Below are 17,994 nucleotides of genomic sequence, written 5' to 3'. Positions count from 1 at the left end.
GTGTCGCGACACGGCGCCCCTCCTGGCGGACCGGTTCCCCCGGGAGGCTCAGCCGAGGACGGTCTTCAGCTTCGCCACGTTGTCCTGCGTCACCTTCCACAGCGCCTCCTGGCGCCCGTGGACGTCGGCGACGGTCGCCGACAGGTTGTCCAGGATGCCGATGGAGCGCTCCGCGAGGATCGCGCCGAGGTTCCGGTCGTGGACCGAGACGCCCCACTCCGGGCGCTCGATGTCGGACAGGAAGTACGCCATCTTCGGGTGGGAGATCAGGCTGATGATGGGCGTGCCGCAGCCGAACGGGATCATGCCCGCGTGGCCGCGCATGCCGATCACCAGCTTGGTGCGCGCGAAGGCGGTGCGCAGCTGGTCGGTGTCGAAGTCGTACATCGGCTCGACCGGCAGCGAGATGCCGTACTCACGCCGCAGGTCGAAGACGAAGCGCTCGTCGTCCAGCGCGTGGGCGGCGTAGCGGACCTCGGCGTGCTTGCCGATGGCACGGACCGCGGTGGCCATCTCCCGGAGGAAGTGGTCGTAGTCGTGGCCGAAGCGCAGCCCGGCGCGGTCGTAGGCGCAGTTGATCAGCACCGTGTCGTCCCGCTCGACCGGGTCCTGCCAGCCGGGCACCAACTGGCGGGAGACGGTGGTCGGGCAGGGCTGGAAGAGCACCCGGTCCTGCAGCTCCGCGGGGAGCAGCGCGCGGACCTTCTCCACCGAGCCGTGGTTGCGCAGACCGAAGAACGCCGACTTGGAGACCAGCAGCCGCAGGCTCTCCTCGAACCGGCGGCGCGTGTACGACTGGCCGTCGAAGGCGTTGTAGCCCACCGCGAAGACCGCCAGCGGGACGTCGATCTTCTCCAGCAGCCGGTCCGGCACGTTCCACTGCCAGGCGCTGTTGCCGTTCGGCGAGGTGTCCGGGATGAACAGTCCGCCGCCGCCGATGACCAGGCCGCGGCGGGAGTTCACCCGCTCCAGGGCCGCCTCGTCGAACAGCTTGTGCGCGTGGATGGAGTGCCAGCCGCGGTCACCGGTGTCCGGGCCGAAGCAGAGCCGGACCGTCTCGGGCAGGATCTTGTCGCCCGCGTTGCCCTGGCGCTCCATGTAGAACGCCACGTGCGCCAGCTGCTCGGAGGGGGTGCCGGTCTCGGCCGGGCGGGCGGCGATCGCCTCCGCGCGCTCGTACGAGATCCGGCAGGCGCGGTCGCTGACGTCCGCGTTGAGGCCGGCCAGGGCGTACTCGCGGGAGGCCGTGTTGTCGCCCAGGATCCACGCCATGTTCGCCAGCCGGCCGAAGGGGCGGGCGGCGGCCGGGGCGTGGGCCGTGGAGAGCAGCAGGTGGGCCGTGGCCTCCTCGTAGCGGGAGGTCGACATCAGGGCCTGGCCGAGCAGCTCGTGGGAACGGCTCTCGTCGGCCGGGATGGGGGAGCGGCCGAGGATCTCCACCGCGTCCTCGTACCGGCCCTTGGACAGGTACGCCTCGGCGACCTCGCGGACGCCGTCGTGCCGGCCCTCGCTCGCCACGAGGTGGCGGCCGAAGTGGATCAGCAGGTCCGGGTGCTTCTCGTCCTCCAGGGCCAGGAAGCGCTCGACGAAGTCCGCGTGGGGGAGGTCGTACTCCTGCCACGCCGCCTCGGCGCCCGAGTAGCCGTGCTCGCCGCCGTTCCACGGCTTGTGACGGCCGGTGAAGTGCAGGATGACGACGTCTTCCTCGTCGGGGGAGCGGTCGCCGGACAGCCGCCGCTTGACGAAGTTGTAGCGCGGGTCGATCTTGACGAACTTGCCCGCGAGCAGGGCGTTGAGGATGCCCTGGTCGTGCTTGTCGAGCTCGTACGTGCCGGAGGTGCCGACGGCGTCGATCTGCGCGCAGAACTCGTCGGTGAGGTACTCCTTCTGGATGACCAGCAGGCCGCTGTTGAGCTTCGACTGGTCCAGCAGGAACTGCGGCACCGCGCCGATGCCGTGCCGCATCCGCAGCAGCTCGCCCAGGTCGCCGAGGACGACCATGTCGGTGTCGAGCGTGATGACCGTGTCGTAGTCGCGGATCCGGAAGACGTCGAGGATGAAGTACGCCTTGCGGATCAGGTAGTTCTCCGGGTCGCCCTTGACGAAGGCGTCGTAGCGCTCGGGGACGACACGGCGCATGACCACGCGCGGGTGCAGCTTGCGGATCTCGGTGACCGAGGCCGGCTGCAGGTCGTCGTAGAGGACGACGAAGTCCTCGCAGAGGCCGGGGTTGGTCAGGGCCAGGCTGCGCAGCAGGGTGAGGAAGCCGGGCAGGTAGTTCTCGTCGACGTACGACGCGAAGGCGACGCGGCGCTTGCCGGTCAGCGTTTCGCTCCGGGGTGCCGGAACCGGGACAGAGGCGGTCATCGGAGCGATATCCTCATTTCAGTGACGTCCTGGGCGCGGGCCATGACCCATTCCTTCTCGTCCGCGTAGCCGTGCGCGGTGGCGATCGGGAGCTTCATCGCTTCCTGCAGGCGGTAGGCACCGCTGTCGTAGAAGTCGAACCCGATGAGGTCGATCTTCGGGTTGACGTCCAGGAAGTCCAGCAGCCACAGCATGTTGAAACCGCTGGTGGGGATGGACGGCATCGCGTCCTCGCCGATCCTGCCGATCTCGCGCACCGGCCAGCGCAGCGTGCGGTCGCCGACGTAGCGCTGGGCGCCGGGGACCAGGCGGCGGCGGACCGAGTTGCGCCACTGGTGGTGGCTGCCGCTGAAGACCAGCCGCGTCTGGACCTTCTTGTCCCAGTTGAAGTTGTGCAGGTGGATCGTCGCGTGGATGTCGGTCTTGGTGCCGGTGGCCGGCGCCTCGATCCGGTACGAGTTGAAGCGGACGACGAGGTCGTAGGAGTCGATCTCCTGACCCATCGTGCTGGAGCCCACCCGCTGGGAGTTGGCGACCAGGCAGATCGTCTTCCCCGCGATGAGGTTGCGGAAGTCGCTGAGGCCGACCATCTCGGAACCGGTCAGCGCCGGGTCCGGGATCGGGTCCAGCTCGCGCAGCCGGCGGTCGTCGGCGTACAGCTCGAGCAGCTGGGTCGAGCCGGCCAGCCGGCCGCGGTCCCGCTCCAGACGGAGGTTCACGTAGTCGGTCAGCGCCGCGCGCACCGAGGTGGCGGAACCCTCCTGCTCGCTCATCCCGACGAGCGCGGCCACGAGCCGGGGCTCGGCGCGCTCCCAGTCGCCGGCGTCCTTGAGGGCCAGGCCCTCGGCCCACAGCTCGGTCTCCGGGACGCCCGCGAACTCACGGGAGCCGGGGGCCTCCTTCTGGAGCAGCTGCAGCGTCCGCGCGAGGCGCTCGCCGCTCTCCCGCAGCTTGGTGATGCGACCCGCGATGTTGAGGTCGTCGTTGGGGGTCAGCGCCAGGAAGCGCTCGTACGCGGCGATGGTGGCCGCGTCGTCGCCGAGCGCGTCCATCAGGCGCGCCCGCAGGCGCCAGCCGGCCCGGGACTGCTTGCGGACGCCGAGGACCGTCTCGGTGATGCGCGTCGCGAGCTGCAGCTCGTCGGCGCCCTGCACGTCCACGGCCTTGTTGCCCACCTCGAGCAGGGCGTCGAAGACCTCGGGGTTCGACTTCGGCCAGGTGCTCTTCCCACCGGTGAGTGCGGCGGCGTCACCCGGATCCGTCATCGCGGCCGCGTACCGGGCCAGCAATTCCCGGATCGCCTCGGCGAGCTGGCCCTTTCTCCAGTCCAGGTTCTTGGCGAGCTTGCCGCCGTGGACCGCACAGGACCGGACGCACTCGGCCACGGAAACCGAAGCGATCGGAATATCCGCGCCCGCGGAGTTGTCCAATCTTTTCTCGAGCCATCCAGCCCGGAACTTGACCATGCTGCTCCCAACAATTACACGGCCGCTGGGGAGAACTGCATGGGTTTCCCGCGCGGATCAACAGACGCCGCCCGGGCACCTCGACGCACATGGACACGCGCACGGCACATGGGGCGGAGGCGATCACCATAGGGAGTGGATATGACGTTCAAGTGAACGAGGATCTAAGCGGATGCGAACGGGGAAGGCGGCGGTCGGGGGGCGTCGCGGGCGACATGGGGAAAAGTGGGAGTTCGTATTCCGTATTCCTTGCGTTCACCTTGCCGAAGCATTCCCGACGCCCTCTCTGGATCTAGTCCGATACGCTTGTCCTCCGGCACCGTCCGGGGGGCCGGAGTCCGTGGCCCGCGTCGAGATCGTCTGGATTCCCAGGTGCCCAAACTTTCGGTAATCGTCCCCTTCCGCAATATTCAGCCATATGCGCACGACATGTTGTGCGGGCTGGCCAACAATGCGGGGGCGGACACCGAGTTCATCCTCGTCGACGATCACTCGACGGACGGCACCCCGGAGATCCTGGACCACTGGGAGCACCGGCTGCCGGGTATGAGGGTGATCCGGCACGAGCAGAACAAGGGCGTCGCCCAGTCCCGCAACAGCGGGCTGGACGCGGCCGGCGGGACGTACGTGACCTTCCTGGACGGCGACGACTGGTACGCCCGCGGCTACCTCGACGAGCTCGTCGCCGGCATCGAGCGGCTGGGCTGCGACTTCGTGCGCACCGGGCACGTCAAGGCCACCGGCACCGAACGGGTCGTGCACCGCCCCCCTGCCAGGCGCTGGGACGCCGTGCTCGACCCGCGCGACGCGATCACGCCCGCGCATGTGTCGACCATGGTCGACTACCCCTTCGTCTGGGCCGGGATCTACCACCGCCGGCTCTTCGAGGACGGCGGCATGCGCTACAGCACCAGCCTGCGGACCGCGGAGGACCGCGAGTGGGTCTGGCGGCTGCACCTGACGGCCCGGTCCTTCGCGGTGATCCGCCCGGTCGGGGTCTTCTACCGGCGCGGGGTCAGCGACTCGCTCACCCAGATCAGCGACGGCCGGCAGCTGGACTTCATACCCGCCCACGACGCGATACTCGACGACGTGCTCGCCGACCGCGAGGCCGAGCGCTTCCTGCCCAAGATCGTCCGCACCTACTGCGCGCTGATCGCCTTCCACATGTCCAACGTGCGGCGCTACGACGCCGGGACCGGCAGGCAGCTCAAGCGGCAGTCCGCCGTCGCCCTGGCCCGCATGCCGCAGGACGTGCTGGACCGGACCCTCGCCGAGATGGACGTCCAGCGCGCCCACGTGCTCCAGCGGCTGCGCGCCGACGCGCGGAAGGCGGCCTGACGATGACCCTGCCGACGGCCGAACGGGCTGAGGAGAGCATGAACCACGACCGGGCCCAGATCTTCGAGGTCTCGACCCTCTACGGCGCCGCGACCCTCGCCGCCGCCCTGGACGCCGGCGCCTTCGGGCCCCGTACCGGCACCCGGCGCATCCTGCTGGTGAGCAACAACGCCCCGGTCCCCGAGACGGTCGTCCAGCTCTCCGACATGCACGGGTACCAGCGGATCGTCACCCGCTTCGACGAGGTCGTCTCGTGGAACGAGGTGATCCACCCGCACCGGCCCTCCAAGTGGGCCCCGTTGGAGGACGAGAGCTCCATCTGGCAGCGGTTGTTCCGGCACTCCTGGGGCCTGGGCGACGTCCCCGTCGAGCTCGTCGTGGAGTCGATCCAGGTCAACCCGGCACGTGCGCTCGCCACGATCTTCGCCGAGAGCGCCGTCCACGTGTACGCGGACGGCCTGATGAGCTACGGGCCCACCCGTGAGAAGCTGCCGGGCCCCCTCGGCAACCGCGTCCAGCGGGTCCTCCACCTCGACCTGGTGCCCGGACTGCGCCCGCTGCTGCTGGCGGAGACCGGCGCGGAGCCCGAGCTCGTCCCCGACGACGCCTTCAGGGCCGTGCTCAAGGAGATCGCCGTCGAGGCGGCGGACGACCCCCGGCTCACCGCCCTCGCCCAGGACCCGCCGACCGCGGTGCTGCTCGGCCAGTACCTCGCCGCCCTGCGCATCCTCACCCCGCAGGAGGAAGAGGAGCTGCACGTCACCATGGTGCGCGGCGCGATCGCCGCGGGTCACCGCTCGATCGTCTTCAAGCCCCACCCCACGGCGCCGGCCGGCTACTCCCAGGCGATGGAGGAGGCCGCGGCCGCCGAGGGCGCGCGGCTGCGCGTCCTGGACGGCCCGCTGCTGGCCGAGACGCTGTACGAGGTCTGCCGGCCGGAGCTGGTCGTCGGCTGCTTCTCCACCGCGATGCTCACCGCGAGCGCCTACTACGACGTCGCGATCGCACGGGCCGGGACCCGTCTGGTGCTGGACCGGCTCACGCCGTACCAGAACAGCAACCGCGTCCCGCTGACCATCGTCGACCACCTCGTGCCCGACGTCGCCACCCCGGGTGCCCAGGGCGGCGCCGCCGGGGAACTCGCCCCGCTCGTACGGGCCGTGGGCTTCTGCATGCAGCCCAGGATGCACCCCGGGCTGCGTGAGGAGACCGCGGCGTGGCTGCGGGACCACCTCGGCCCGGACACCGAGTACTACTTCCGGCGCCGCCGCCTCACCTCGCTCGGGCTGCCCGGCGGCGGCCCGCTCAGCGCCACCCAGCGGCTGCGCGGCAACACCACCGTGCGCCGCATGGTGCGCGTGGCCCGCCGCCTGCGCTCCCGGCGTTAGGCGCCGGCCGCTAACGCCCGACCTGCCCCAGCCAGGTCAGCGTCCGCCGTACCTCCAGCGAGAAGGGGTGGTGCGGGCCGTGCACCCGGTCGGAGTCGTACAGCAGGCGGGACAGCACGTCGTGGGCGGCCATGCGGTCGCCCACCGACAGCAGCAGGTGGCCGATGCGGCGCCGCACCTCCAGCGGCAGCTCCGGGTCGGTGGCGCGGTACTGCTCGAAGGAGGGCAGCAGCGCCCGGTACTCGGCGAGCGCCGCCGGGGCCTCGCCCAACTGCTCCAGGCACTGCGCGGCCTCGTAGCGGTACTGCAGCGACTGGCGGCCCAGCGGCCCCGACTCGGCGGCCAGTTCGTCCGCGAGCCGGCGCAGCTCCGGCAGGGCGCGGCGGTACTGGCCGTCCTCCATCAGCGTGGCCGCGTACTGCTTGCGCAGCATCCGCACCACCGGTGACTGCTCGCCGTGCTTCTCCGCGGCGGCCGGCAGCACGCCGCCCAGGATGTCGACCGCCTGCGTGATGCGTCCGGCGTCGAGCAGCCGCTTCACCTCGTCGACGGCCTCCGCGATGCCGTGGCCCGCGGGGGCCCCGGTCGCGCCCGGGGCGGGGGTGGGCTGCGAAGGGGCGGCCGGCCGGTCGGGCCAGGGCGCGAGCGGACGCAGGAAGGGGCGGGTGGGGTCCATCGGCCCGAGGGGACGGTGGACGACGCCGGGCACCGGCAGCAGCGGCGCCAGCCGGCGGTAGGTCTCCTGGGCGTCGGCCGGGCGGTGCTGCGGGTCCTTCGCCAGCAGTTGCAGCACGAGCGCCTCCAGCGGTTCCGGCACCTCCGGGCGCACCTGTCGCAGCGGCACGGGCTGCTCGTACAGGTGACGGTGCAGCACGCCGAGCGCCGTGGCGCCCGCGAACGGGACGGTCCCGCTGACCAGTTCGTGCAGCAGCACCCCGAGCGCGTACAGGTCGGTGCGGGGCCCGACGGCGCCGCTCATCGCCTGCTCGGGCGCCATGTACGCGGGCGTCCCGATGGGCGTGCCGGTGTGGGTGAGCCGCGTCGTGTCGGTGTCGAGCACGGAGGCGACGCCGAGGTCGAGGACGACCATGGTGCCGTCCGGACGCACCATCACGTTGCGGGGCTTGAGGTCGCGGTGCACGATCGGCACCGCGTGCACCGCCGACAGCACGGCGCACAACTGCGCGGCCACGGCGACCGCCCAGGGCCAGGGGTAGGGGTCGTGCTCGGCGAGGTGGTCGGCGAGGTCGGCGCCCTCCACGTACTGCATGACGAAGTACAGCTCGTCCGCGTCGCTGCCCGCGTCGTGGACGGTGACCAGCCCCGGATGGTCGACCTGGGCGGTGACCCGGCACTCCCGCTCGAAGCGCCGGCGCAGTTCCTCGGCGTCGCCCCCGCCGGCCACCTTGTCCGGGCGCAGCAGCTTCACGGCCACCCGCCGGTCCAGCCGCCGGTCGTACGCGGTCCACACCTGGCCCATGCCGCCCTGACCGAGGACCGTGGCCAGCTCGTAACGGCCGGCGACGATCCGTCCGTTCACTGACCGCCCTCCTGCTTGCGCAGCAGGTCGCTCAGCTCGTCCAGTTCGGCCCGCACCTGGTTGATCCGCGGCGGGTGCGGGTGCGGGTGCGGGGATGCGGGCGACTGCGGCGGCACGGAGGCCTGCGGCGCGGCGGGCGGGGGCGGGGTCGTGCGGTAGGGGTTGTAGTCCACCGGCGGCTGCGGCGGCGCCTGCTGGTGCGGCGGGGGGTACGGCACGGTCGTGGCGTACGACGGGTAGCCGGGCACCGCGGCCGCCCGGTGCAGCGCCAGGTCGGCCACCAGGTAGTGGACGCCGACCAGGGGGACGAGGGCGATGGCGGTGAGCATCGCCACGTCAGTCCAGGGGCTCTCCTCCGGCAGCGTGCCGACGGTCGCGAAGGAGGCGATGCTCACCGCGGTGCAGATCCAGAAGAACACCCAGTCCATGGTCCGGCGCCGCTGGATGGCCAGGTGCAGCAGCGGGAGGCCGGACAGGAAGCCGCAGCTGATCGCGGTGATCGTGAGGAAGATGGCACGGAGCGTGATCGCCGTGGCCTTGGACTGAGCGGGTGGGTACGGCGGGACCGGGCCGGGGCCGTTCATCACTGCTCTCGTACTCCCTGGACATCAGTGCGGAGGACAGCTGCGGGTGGTATCGCGAGAGTATCCGCCGTCGCCGACGGGCTGTCACCCGATCCCGTAACTATTCGGGACGCACCGTGCCGTCGGTCAGCCCGTCGTAGAGCCCCTGCACCAACTGCTCACCCAGCTGTCCCGCCAGCCGCAGGGTCTCCTCGAAGGCGGCCAGGGTGCGGAAGCGTTCCCCGTACCGGCGCTGGTCGGCCGGCGGCAGCCGCGGCACCTGGAGCCGGCGGACGTCCAGCCGCGTCGCGGTGGAGGCGTAGCTGCTGGCCTGGCGGTTGTTGGCGGTGCCGCGCAGGAAGCCGGCGAGGAACCAGGGGTCCAGGGCGGCCGGGTCGGGGCGCAGCAGGTGGAGGTTGCGGCCGAGGGCCGCCCCGGCGGTGGCGGCGTCGACGACGCGGGCGGCCGAACCCCGGCCGAGCACCGGGACGACCACGTCGCCCTCCTGCGTGAGGACCGGCTCCTCCTCGGGCGGCCCCTCGGGCAGGCTGCCGCTCGGCGCGCCACCGCCGAGGACGTCGTGCTCGGTGAGCACGGCGGGACCGCCACCGGGGCGGGCGCTCCCGGTGCCGCCCGCGCGCAGCACCAGCGCCCCGGCACGGGCCAGTTCGCCGACCGTGGTGAGCGGCCAGCGGGCGGGCTCGGCCGCCCCGGCGGGGGCGGGGGTGAGCTCGGCGGTGCGCAGCAAGGTGGCGGCCAACCGGTCGCGCACCCCGGAGAGTTCGGCCGCCCCGCCGCCCGCGGCGGGCGGCGGCAGGTGGCGGGCGGGGGCCAGGTCCACGTCGTCGTCGAGCAGGTCGATGACCTTCAGGGCGCGGCTCACACCGGGCCGCTCCTCCGTGGTGCCGTGCCGGTCGAAGGAGTGCCAGGCGTCCAGCACGGTGGCGCGCACCGACTGCCAGGGCACCTTCTCGCCGCCGGGGGCCGCGTCCTGCGACCCCGCGGTGTCGACCAGCAGCAAGTGCGGGGAGGCCGCCGTGCCGGCGCCCGGCCTGCGCAGCACCCACAGGTGGAGCGGGATGCCGTACGGGGGCGCGGCGCCGGCCGGGAGCGCGACCACCGCGCGCAGGGCGCCGCGCCGCAGCAGGTCGGCCCGGATCCGGCGGCCGGAGCGGCGCGAGGCGGCGGCGGGCGGCATGAGCAGCACGACGGTCCCGCCCTCCCGGACTCGGGCCAGGCAGTGCTGCACCCAGGCGAGTTCGGACTCGGTGCGGGCAGGGAAGCCGTACTCCCAGCGGGGGTCGTAGGCGAGGTCCTCGTGGCCCCAGTTGCGCTCGTTGAACGGCGGGTGGCACAGCACCGCGTCGGCGGCGAGCCCGGGGAAGGCGTCGGCGCGCAGGCTGTCGCCGCCGGCGACCCGCACCACGGCGGCGGGGTCGGCGTGCAGGGCCAGCCGCAGCGCCGCCAGCGCGGCCAGGTCCGGGTCGGCCTCCTGGCCGTACACCTCGTGCGGGGCCTCGACGGCACGCAGCAGGGTCCCGGTGCCGCAGGCGGGGTCCAGCACGGTACGGGCGGGGCCGGCGAGCGCGGCCATCAGCTCGGCGGGCGCGGCCGGGGTCAGCGTGTACTGCCGGGGGTTGGCGTCCAGGTGGCGTCCGAGCAGGAACTCGTAGGCCTGGCGCGGGCCCATCCCCGCGGCGAGCTCGGCGGCGCCGCGCAGCAGTTCGGCGTCGACGGGGGTGCCGAGGGCGAACCGCCCGCCGAAGTGCCGCTCGAAGAGGTCCCGTACGGCGTCCTCGGCCTCGGCGCCCTCCATCGGGAGCCCGTCGGCGGGGTGTTCACGGACCAGCAGGCAGACGGCGCCGGCCTGCCGGAGCGCGGCGGCGGTGCCCGAGGGATGGGACTCGGCCCGCTGCCAGACCCGTTCACGCAGCGGGACCTCGGCGAGTTTGCCCTGGGCACGGAGCCAGCTCTCGACCTCCGGCAGCGCGAAGGCCGGGCTGGTGTCGGTGCCCCCCACGGGCTTGGGGAAGTCGGCGTGCCTGCGGCGCCAGTTGCTGACGGCCGCCCGCCCCACCCCGGCCAGCCGCGCGATCCCGGCGGCGGTCACCTCGCTTGCGTTCTCCGGCACCTGGCTGGCTCCCTTCCCGCGGCGGGTGCGGCTGTGGCCCCGAGCATAGCGGTGAACGAAAGATCCGACCCTTCACGCGTGAACTCATGTGAATCGAGATTTTATGTTGACTCGGTTCACAGCTCATGCTGTCATTGACCCATCGGTTCACGGAGTCCCCGGGCGTTCCGCCGGCCCGCAACCGTCATCCACACGCTGTCCACCAGGGGGGACGATCCTCATGACCACCACTCGCGGAGCGCTCACGGCGCTCGGCTGCGTCACCGCCGCCCTCACCATGGCCGCCTGCGGCCCGCTCGGCGGCACGGCGGAACCGGCCGCCACCGGCCTCGCCGACCAGCCGGCCACCACCATCGAGAAGAAGGCCGTGGCCGCCATGAAGTCCGCCCCGGCGATGACCGTCGACCTCGACGGCATCTCCGACGGCGAGCGGGTGAAGTTCCGCATGACGATGAGCAGGACCGGCGACTGCAAGGGCGAGGTCACCGCCGAGGGCGGCACCGTCCAGCTCATCAAGGCGGGCCCCTCGCTCTACATGAAGGGCGACGACGCCTTCTGGAAGAGCCAGGGCTCCGACGGCGCCGCGATGAAGGACCTCCTGGCCGGCCGGTGGATGAAGACCAAGGCCGACACGCCGGACAACAAGGACCTCGTCAAGGCCTGCGACCTGAACGAGTTCCTCGTCGAGGTGGAGAAGGACTCGGACGGCGAGCTGGGCGGGAAGAAGGGCGAGCCCACCACCGTGGCGGGCAGGCCCGCCGTGCCGATCACCAGCAAGGACCGGGCCGAGACCACCACCGCCTACGTGGCCACCGAAGGCAAGCCGTACCTGCTGAAGCTGGTCGTCAAGGGCGGCAAGGAGCCCGGCACGATGGTCTTCTCCGACTTCCACGAGACGGCCGCGATCACCGCCCCGGCGGCCAAGGACACCGTCGACATCGACAAGCTCGCCGGCTGAGCCACCGGCTACGATCCCCGGGCCCTGGCGCGCGCCGCGCCAGGGCCGTCCCCTTCCCGAGAACGGCGGAACGCACCATGGAAGACCGGATACCCGACGACATCGCCGCCCTCGCCGCGGCCGAGGGGCTCGGACGGCACCGCCTCACGATCATGCCGAAACGGCACGGCTTCCTGATGACGTGCAACTTCGTGTTCATGATCCTCGTGGGGCTGGCCTGCTTCGTGCTGCCCGGCCTCTGGTTCCTCCACCATGCCCTGCGCACCCCCAACTTCTCCCGCAAGGCCGCCGCCCGGCGCCTCCACTTCTTCGAATCCGGGCTGGTCGAGATCGACCACGCCGGCGTCCCCGCCGCCTTCCGCTGGGACTCGATGACGGTGCTGCAGGAGATCACCGAGTCCTACGTCAACGGCATCCACGTCGCCACCGGTTACCGCTACACGCTGCACAAGCCGGACGGCACGGTCCGGAAGATCCTCAACTTCTACGCGGAGCCGGAGCGGTGGGGGCCGTTCATCCAGCAGGAGGTCGCCGCCTTCCAGTTGCCGGGAATGCTGCGGATGCTGGCGGAGGGGCGGACGCTGACCTTCGGGGACATCTCGGTCAACCGCTCCGGCGTTGCGACGCCCCGGCGCGGGGCCGTCACCTGGCAGGAGATCGAGGGCGTCCGGGTCACCGACGGCGTGCTCGTGCTGAAGAAGGCCGGCAAGTCCCTGTCCTGGTCGTCCAAGAAGGTCAAGGACATCCCGAACTTCCTCCTCTTCCTCTCCCTTGTGGACGAGCTGCGCCGAACCTCCGTCGCGCACTGACCGTCCGGGCGCCGTACGCCCCCTGCCCGGCCCCACCTCCCACCCCCTAGAGTGCCAAGGTGCTGACAACCAGGGCGGGATCGGCAGCGGCAGCGGCAGCCGTCGCCGTGCTGCTCGGCGTGGGTCTGGCCGGGTGCACGGGCGAGGGCCTCGGCAGCGGGGCCGGGAGCGACGGGGCCCCGAAGGGCAGCGCGCTCAAGGCGGTCGGCGACCTGGCGGTGAAGGGCCGGGCGCCCAAGACGGGCTACGCGCGGGACGAGTTCGGCGCGGCCTGGGCGGACACCGACCACAACGGCTGTGACACCCGCGACGACATACTCCGCCGGGACCTCACCGGCACCTCCTTCCGCGCCGACCGGGGCGGGGACTGCGTCGTCGCCTCGGGCACCCTCGACGACCCCTACACCGGGAAGCGGATCGACTTCACGCGCGGGCGCAGCACGGTCGACATCGACCACGTTGTGGCGCTCTCCGACGCCTGGCAGAAGGGCGCCAAGTACTGGTCCCGCGACAAGCGCAAGCAGATCGCCAACGACCCGCTGAACCTCCTCGCCGTCGACGGCCCGACCAACCGCGGCAAGGGCGACGGCGACGCCGCGACCTGGCTGCCGCCGGACAAGGCCTTCCGCTGCCCGTACGTGGCCCGCCAGGTGGCGGTGAAGAAGAAGTACGGGCTGTGGGTCACCGGGGCAGAGAAGGCCGCCATGGAGAAGGTGCTCGGCACCTGCCCCGACGAGCCCCTGCCGGACGCCGGCAGGCCGGTGACGTCCGCAGGCGGGAACGGCGGCAGCGGCGACAGCGACGGCTCCGGTTCGGGCGACGGGAAGGAGGGCACCGCCCCCTCCCCGGGTGCCTCGTACGCGAACTGCGCCGCGGCCCGCGACGCCGGTGCGGCCCCGCTGCACCGCGGCGACCCCGGCTACTCCCGGGCGCTGGACCGCGACGGCGACGGGGTCGCCTGCGACACCTGAGGTGCCGCGGATCGTTTGTGCAGTGTGTTGTGCGGATCGCTGGATATCCCGGTGCCCTGCTCAATATCCTCGATCACTGCATCACTGCCAGGTCGTGCACCGTCGCTCGATCCCTTGCCGGGAGGCAAAAATGCTCCGCCGCAGGACTGCTCTCTCCGCCACCGCCGCCGCAGCCGTGCTGCTCGCAGCGCCACTGCTGACCTCCTGCGGCACGCCGCACGCAGGTGCCGCGGCCGTCGTGGACGGCCGGCAGATCACCGTGGAGACGGTCCAGGCGAAGGTCGCCGCGGTGCGCGCCGCGCAGGAGAAGACCCCGCAGGCCGCCCAGCTCATCGAGGCCAGCAGCGACCTCCAGCGCAACGTCGTGCACCGGCTGGTGCAGAACGAGGTGATCGAGAAGGCGGCGCAGGACGTGGGCGTCTCCGTCACCCGCAACGAGCTCCAGGAAGCCCGCGGGGACACCGAGAAGCAGGCGGGCGGCAAGGCGGCGCTGGAGGCCCAGCTGCTGCAGACCTACGCGATGGTGCCCGCCGACATCGACGAGAGCATCCGTACCGACCTGCTGATGCAGAAGGTCGCCGCCCACTACGGCGCCGACGTGCAGACCCCCGAGGGCCAGACGGCGCTGATCAAGGTGCTGCGCGACACGTCGAAGAAGCTGAACATCGACGTCAACCCGCGCTACGGGAAGTGGAACTCCGACAAGCTCGACCTGGACGCCACCAAGGACCCGTGGCTGACCGAGGTGAGCCGCCGCGCCGCCCAGGCCTAATGCACCGGAACCGGGGCCGGGTCCGACCTCGGACCCGGCCCCGGCGCCGTTGCGCGGCGAGGTAGTTTCGTCGGGTGGACCACTCCGATGACTCCGCCCGTCCGGGCCGCCTGGTACTGCTGACCACCACCCACCGGGTCGCCCCCGGCCTGCTCTCCTGGCCCGCCTGGGAGCTGCTGTGCGCCGCCGACCTGGTCCTCTGCCCCGACCCCGGGCACCCGCAGCTGCCGTACCTGCGCGAGGCCGGGGTCGCCGTCGAGGCGTCCGCGCCCACCGGACGGGAGCTGGTCGACCTCACCGAGGGCGGCCGCACCGTGGTCTACCTGGCCGGCGGCGAGGGCGACCGCGGCGTCACCGACGAGCTCGCCCGGCTCGGCGGCTCCGGCCGGGTCCGCATGCCGGACCTGGAGCTGCTGCCCGGGTCCTACGACCTGCCGGGCGCGCGGCTGCTCGACCTGGTGCAGGTGATGGACCGGATCCGCCGCGAGTGCCCCTGGAGCAGCGTCCGCACCACGCAGGAACTGGTGAAGTACGGCATCGAGGAGGTCTACGAGCTCGCCGAGGCCGCCGAGGAGGGCGACCGGGAGGCCCTGCGCGAGGAACTCGGCGACGTGCTGCTGCAGGTCGTCTTCCACGCGCGGATCGCCCAGGACGACCCGGAGGAGCCGTTCTCGATCGACGACGTCGCCGCCACCATCGTGGAGAAGCTGATCCACCGGCACCCGCACGTCTTCGGCGACGAGGTCGCCGAAACGCCGGAGGACGTCCGGGAGCACTGGCTGCGCACCAAGGCGGAGGAGAAGCGGCGCGGCTCGGTCACCGAGGGCATCCCCCTCGGCCAGCCCGCGCTCGCGCTCGCCGCCAAGCTCGGCTCCCGGGCCCGCCAGGCGGGCCTGTCCGTGGCCGCACCAGGCCAGGACGCCGCCGACACCGGCGAGCGCCTGCTGGCGCTCGCGCTCGCCGCCCAGGAGGCCGGCATCGACCCGGAGTCCGCCCTGCGCGCCGCCGCGCGCCGCTACCGGGACGCGATCCTGGAGGCCGAGAAGGCGGAGGCCGAGAAGCAGGGCTGACCCTCCGTTCCGGGTCATCCCCGCTGTCCCGAGTGAGTTGGGGCAGAGCGGGTAAATGGGTCATATGATGCGAGCACTGGAACAGATCCAGCTGGCCGTGCCGCACGACTACATCGTCGGCATCGCGCCGCTGGTAGTGGGCATTTTCCTGGTCGGGATCCTCGTCGGCGCGGTGTCGATCGGGATGTGGGCCCGGGGCAAGGAACCGCCCCCCGAGCAGAAACCGCAGCCCCGTGGCGGGGCGTGGCACACTCGCCAGGAGTACGGCCGGGAGACCCCGGCCGACCACGGCCCCGGCCACCAGGACGGTGAGCGGCACACGCTCACCGAATGGCGGGAGCCGGACGAATGGCCGCAGGACGGCGTCCGGCGCCTCCCGCACTCCCTGAAGGGCTTCGGCAACTGGGGCTCCCACGGCGTGCCCGGCCCCGAGGGCGCCACCCGCGGCCCCGCGGGCACCCGCAGCCCCGAAGGCGGCACCCGCAGTCCCGCGGGCACCGCGGGCGGGTCCCCGGGCGGCGCTCCCAGGGGCGCACCGACCCGTTCCGGGCCGGGACAGGAGGAAGGCGGCAAGGAGGAGCACTGAGCCGCGGCCACCGGGCCCGGCCGCGGCCGCTCTAGGCTGGCGGCCATGCGCATCGACGTAGGGCACGCGTGGCCGCGCGACGAGGCGGAGGCCCGGGCCCTGCAGGACCGGCTCCGTCCGCTGGCGGACCACCGCGGGCCCGGCCCGCAGCGACCGCGGTACGTGGCCGGACTGGACGTCGCCTACGGCGGCGGTCACGGTGTCGAGGGCGACGCCGTCGCCGCCGCCGTCGTCGTGCTCGACACCGCGACGCTGGCCCCCGTCGAGCAGGTCACGGCGACCGCCCGGGCCACGTTCCCGTACGTCCCCGGGCTCTTCGCCTTCCGCGAGCTGCCCGTGCTGATCGACGCGCTGGAGAAGCTCTCCGTCACGCCCGACCTGCTGCTCTGCGACGGCCAGGGGCTGGCGCACCCGCGGCGCTTCGGGCTCGCCTGCCACCTGGGCGTGGTCACCGGCCTGCCGGCGGCGGGGGTGGCGAAGACGCCCTTCGTCGGCACCTGGGACCCCGCCGCGCTCGGCGACGCCCGGGGATCGACCGCACCGCTGGTGGACGCGGGGGAGACGGTGGGCCGGGTGCTGCGGACCCAGGCCGGGGTGAAGCCGGTCTACGTCTCGACCGGCCACGGCGTCGACCTGGACACCGCCTGCCGTCATGTGCTCGCCCTGGCCCCCTCCTACCGCCTCCCGGAGACGACCAGGCTCGCCGACCGGCTCAGCCGCGACCGGCTAACGTCATGGGGTGCATGAGAGCGTGACCCCCGACCCCGGCATCCCGGCCGCCCCCGAGCTGTTCACCTGGCAGTTCGCGACCGATCCGTACCCCGCGTACGCCTGGCTGCGCGAGCACTCCCCGGTGCACCGCACGACCCTGCCCAGCGGGGTGGAGGCCTGGCTGGTCACCCGGTACGCGGACGCCAAGCAGGCGCTCGCCGACGCACGGCTCAGCAAGAACCCCGTCCACCACTCCGAACGCGCCCACGCCAAGGGCAAGGTGGGCATCCCGGGCGAGCGCAGCGCCGACCTGATGACGCACCTGCTCAACATCGATCCGCCCGACCACACCCGGCTGCGGCGGCTGGTCTCCAAGGCCTTCACCCCGCGCCGGGTGGCGGAGTTCGCGCCGCGGGTGCAGGAGCTGACCGACCGCCTGATCGACGGTTTCGCCGCCAAGGGCGAGGCGGATCTCATCCATGAGTTCGCGTTCCCGCTGCCGATCTACGCCATCTGCGACCTGCTGGGCGTCCCCGCCGAGGACCAGGACGACTTCCGCGACTGGGCGGGCATGATGATCCGGCACGGCGGCGGGCCGCGCGGGGGAGTGGCCCGCTCGGTGAAGAAGATGCGGGCCTACCTGCTGGAACTGATCCACCGCAAGCGCTCGGAGCTCGGCGACGACCTGATCTCCGGACTGATCCGGGCGAGCGACCACGGTGAGCACCTCACCGAGAACGAGGCCGCCGCGATGGCCTTCATCCTGCTCTTCGCGGGCTTCGAGACGACCGTCAACCTCATCGGCAACGGCACCTACACCCTGCTGCGCCACCCCGAGCAGCGGCGGCGGCTCCAGGACTCCCTCGCCCGTGGCGAGCGCGAGCCGCTCGCCACCGCCGTCGAGGAACTGCTGCGCTACGACGGGCCGGTGGAGCTGGCGACCTGGCGGTTCGCGACCGAACCCCTCACCGTCGGCGGGCAGTCCGTCGCCACCGGCGATCCGGTGCTGGTCGTCCTGGCGGCCGCCGACCGCGATCCGGAGCGCTTCGCCGACCCGGACACCCTGGACCTGTCGCGCCGCGACAACCAGCACCTGGGGTACGGCCACGGCATCCACTACTGCCTGGGCGCCCCCCTCGCGCGGCTGGAGGCGCAGTCCGCCCTGGCGACGCTCCTGACCCGGCTGCCGGACCTGCGACTGGCCGCCGAGCCGGCCGACCTGAGGTGGCGCGGCGGCCTGATCATGCGGGGCCTGCGGACCCTGCCGGTCGCCTTCTCACCGGAACGTGACTGACAGGACGTCAGAACGTGATCTTCGCGT

The 17,994-nt window shown here is 72.4% G+C and carries 15 protein-coding genes; 10 read left to right on the top strand and 5 right to left on the bottom strand.

Annotated features, from left to right (window positions below):
* Positions 1-48: 48 nt before the first annotated feature.
* Together ACFYYN_RS20860 and ACFYYN_RS20855 are read right to left on the bottom strand one after the other, a co-directional pair.
* Positions 49-2,367, bottom strand: a complete 2,319-nt coding sequence (locus tag ACFYYN_RS20860; protein WP_500547018.1) for a glycosyltransferase — start codon at positions 2,365-2,367, stop codon at positions 49-51.
* On the bottom strand, positions 2,364-3,752 hold the full coding sequence (locus ACFYYN_RS20855) for a glycosyltransferase family 29 protein (RefSeq protein ID WP_500547017.1): 1,389 nt from the start codon (positions 3,750-3,752) through the stop codon (positions 2,364-2,366). Before ACFYYN_RS20855 ends, ACFYYN_RS20860 begins: the two co-directional genes overlap by 4 nt.
* A gap of 453 nt (positions 3,753-4,205) precedes the next feature.
* On the opposite strand from ACFYYN_RS20855, the gene ACFYYN_RS20850 reads away from it, so the two are divergent.
* Together ACFYYN_RS20850 and ACFYYN_RS20845 are read left to right on the top strand one after the other, a co-directional pair.
* A complete protein-coding gene (locus ACFYYN_RS20850) occupies positions 4,206-5,174 on the top strand; it encodes a glycosyltransferase family 2 protein (protein WP_500547016.1) in 969 nt (322 codons plus the stop codon).
* 2 nt (positions 5,175-5,176) lie between these two features.
* On the top strand, positions 5,177-6,562 hold the full coding sequence (locus ACFYYN_RS20845; RefSeq protein WP_500547015.1) for a polysialyltransferase family glycosyltransferase: 1,386 nt from the start codon (positions 5,177-5,179) through the stop codon (positions 6,560-6,562).
* 10 nt (positions 6,563-6,572) lie between these two features.
* On the opposite strand, the gene ACFYYN_RS20840 is transcribed toward ACFYYN_RS20845, so the two are convergent.
* The 3 genes from ACFYYN_RS20840 to ACFYYN_RS20830 form a co-directional block, all read right to left on the bottom strand.
* Entirely contained in the window at positions 6,573-8,102 is a 1,530-nt protein-coding gene (locus ACFYYN_RS20840) for a protein kinase domain-containing protein (RefSeq protein WP_500328682.1), read from the bottom strand.
* Entirely contained in the window at positions 8,099-8,686 is a 588-nt protein-coding gene (locus tag ACFYYN_RS20835) for a hypothetical protein (protein ID WP_500547014.1), read from the bottom strand. The genes ACFYYN_RS20840 and ACFYYN_RS20835 overlap by 4 nt, the downstream gene beginning before the upstream one ends.
* Before the next feature lie 100 nt (positions 8,687-8,786).
* On the bottom strand, positions 8,787-10,796 hold the full coding sequence (locus ACFYYN_RS20830; protein WP_500547013.1) for an N-6 DNA methylase: 2,010 nt from the start codon (positions 10,794-10,796) through the stop codon (positions 8,787-8,789).
* Between the two features lie 220 nt (positions 10,797-11,016).
* Here ACFYYN_RS20830 and ACFYYN_RS20825 point away from each other — a divergent pair, with 220 nt between their 5' ends.
* The 8 genes from ACFYYN_RS20825 to ACFYYN_RS20790 all read left to right on the top strand — a co-directional run bounded on the left by ACFYYN_RS20825 (position 11,017) and on the right by ACFYYN_RS20790 (position 17,967).
* The gene (locus ACFYYN_RS20825) at positions 11,017-11,754 is read left to right on the top strand and encodes a hypothetical protein (RefSeq protein WP_500547012.1); all 738 of its coding nucleotides are present in this window, start codon (positions 11,017-11,019) and stop codon (positions 11,752-11,754) included.
* Between the two features lie 77 nt (positions 11,755-11,831).
* Positions 11,832-12,563, top strand: coding sequence for a DUF6585 family protein (locus tag ACFYYN_RS20820; protein WP_500328678.1), 732 nt, complete (start codon positions 11,832-11,834; stop codon positions 12,561-12,563).
* 59 nt (positions 12,564-12,622) lie between these two features.
* Positions 12,623-13,534, top strand: a complete 912-nt coding sequence (locus ACFYYN_RS20815; protein WP_500547011.1) for a GmrSD restriction endonuclease domain-containing protein — start codon at positions 12,623-12,625, stop codon at positions 13,532-13,534.
* A 130-nt stretch (positions 13,535-13,664) separates the two neighbouring features.
* Positions 13,665-14,306 carry a SurA N-terminal domain-containing protein gene (locus ACFYYN_RS20810; RefSeq protein WP_500547010.1) on the top strand — a complete coding sequence of 214 codons (642 nt, stop codon included), beginning with the start codon at positions 13,665-13,667 and terminating at the stop codon, positions 14,304-14,306.
* Positions 14,307-14,380: 74 nt separating this feature from the next.
* Positions 14,381-15,376 (top strand): nucleoside triphosphate pyrophosphohydrolase, encoded by a 996-nt coding sequence (locus ACFYYN_RS20805; protein ID WP_500547009.1) that lies wholly within the window; start codon positions 14,381-14,383, stop codon positions 15,374-15,376.
* A 64-nt stretch (positions 15,377-15,440) separates the two neighbouring features.
* Positions 15,441-15,962 (top strand): DUF6479 family protein, encoded by a 522-nt coding sequence (locus tag ACFYYN_RS20800; RefSeq protein WP_500328674.1) that lies wholly within the window; start codon positions 15,441-15,443, stop codon positions 15,960-15,962.
* Positions 15,963-16,007: 45 nt separating this feature from the next.
* Positions 16,008-16,709 (top strand): endonuclease V, encoded by a 702-nt coding sequence (locus tag ACFYYN_RS20795; RefSeq protein ID WP_500547008.1) that lies wholly within the window; start codon positions 16,008-16,010, stop codon positions 16,707-16,709.
* Positions 16,702-17,967, top strand: a complete 1,266-nt coding sequence (locus ACFYYN_RS20790) for a cytochrome P450 family protein (protein WP_500328672.1) — start codon at positions 16,702-16,704, stop codon at positions 17,965-17,967. Before ACFYYN_RS20795 ends, ACFYYN_RS20790 begins: the two co-directional genes overlap by 8 nt.
* Positions 17,968-17,994: the final 27 nt, after the last annotated feature.

This window comes from Streptomyces sp. NPDC001902 (assembly GCF_042891295.1).
GTDB lineage: Bacteria > Actinomycetota > Actinomycetes > Streptomycetales > Streptomycetaceae > Actinacidiphila.
This window is presented reverse-complemented; position numbering and strand designations above follow the sequence as displayed.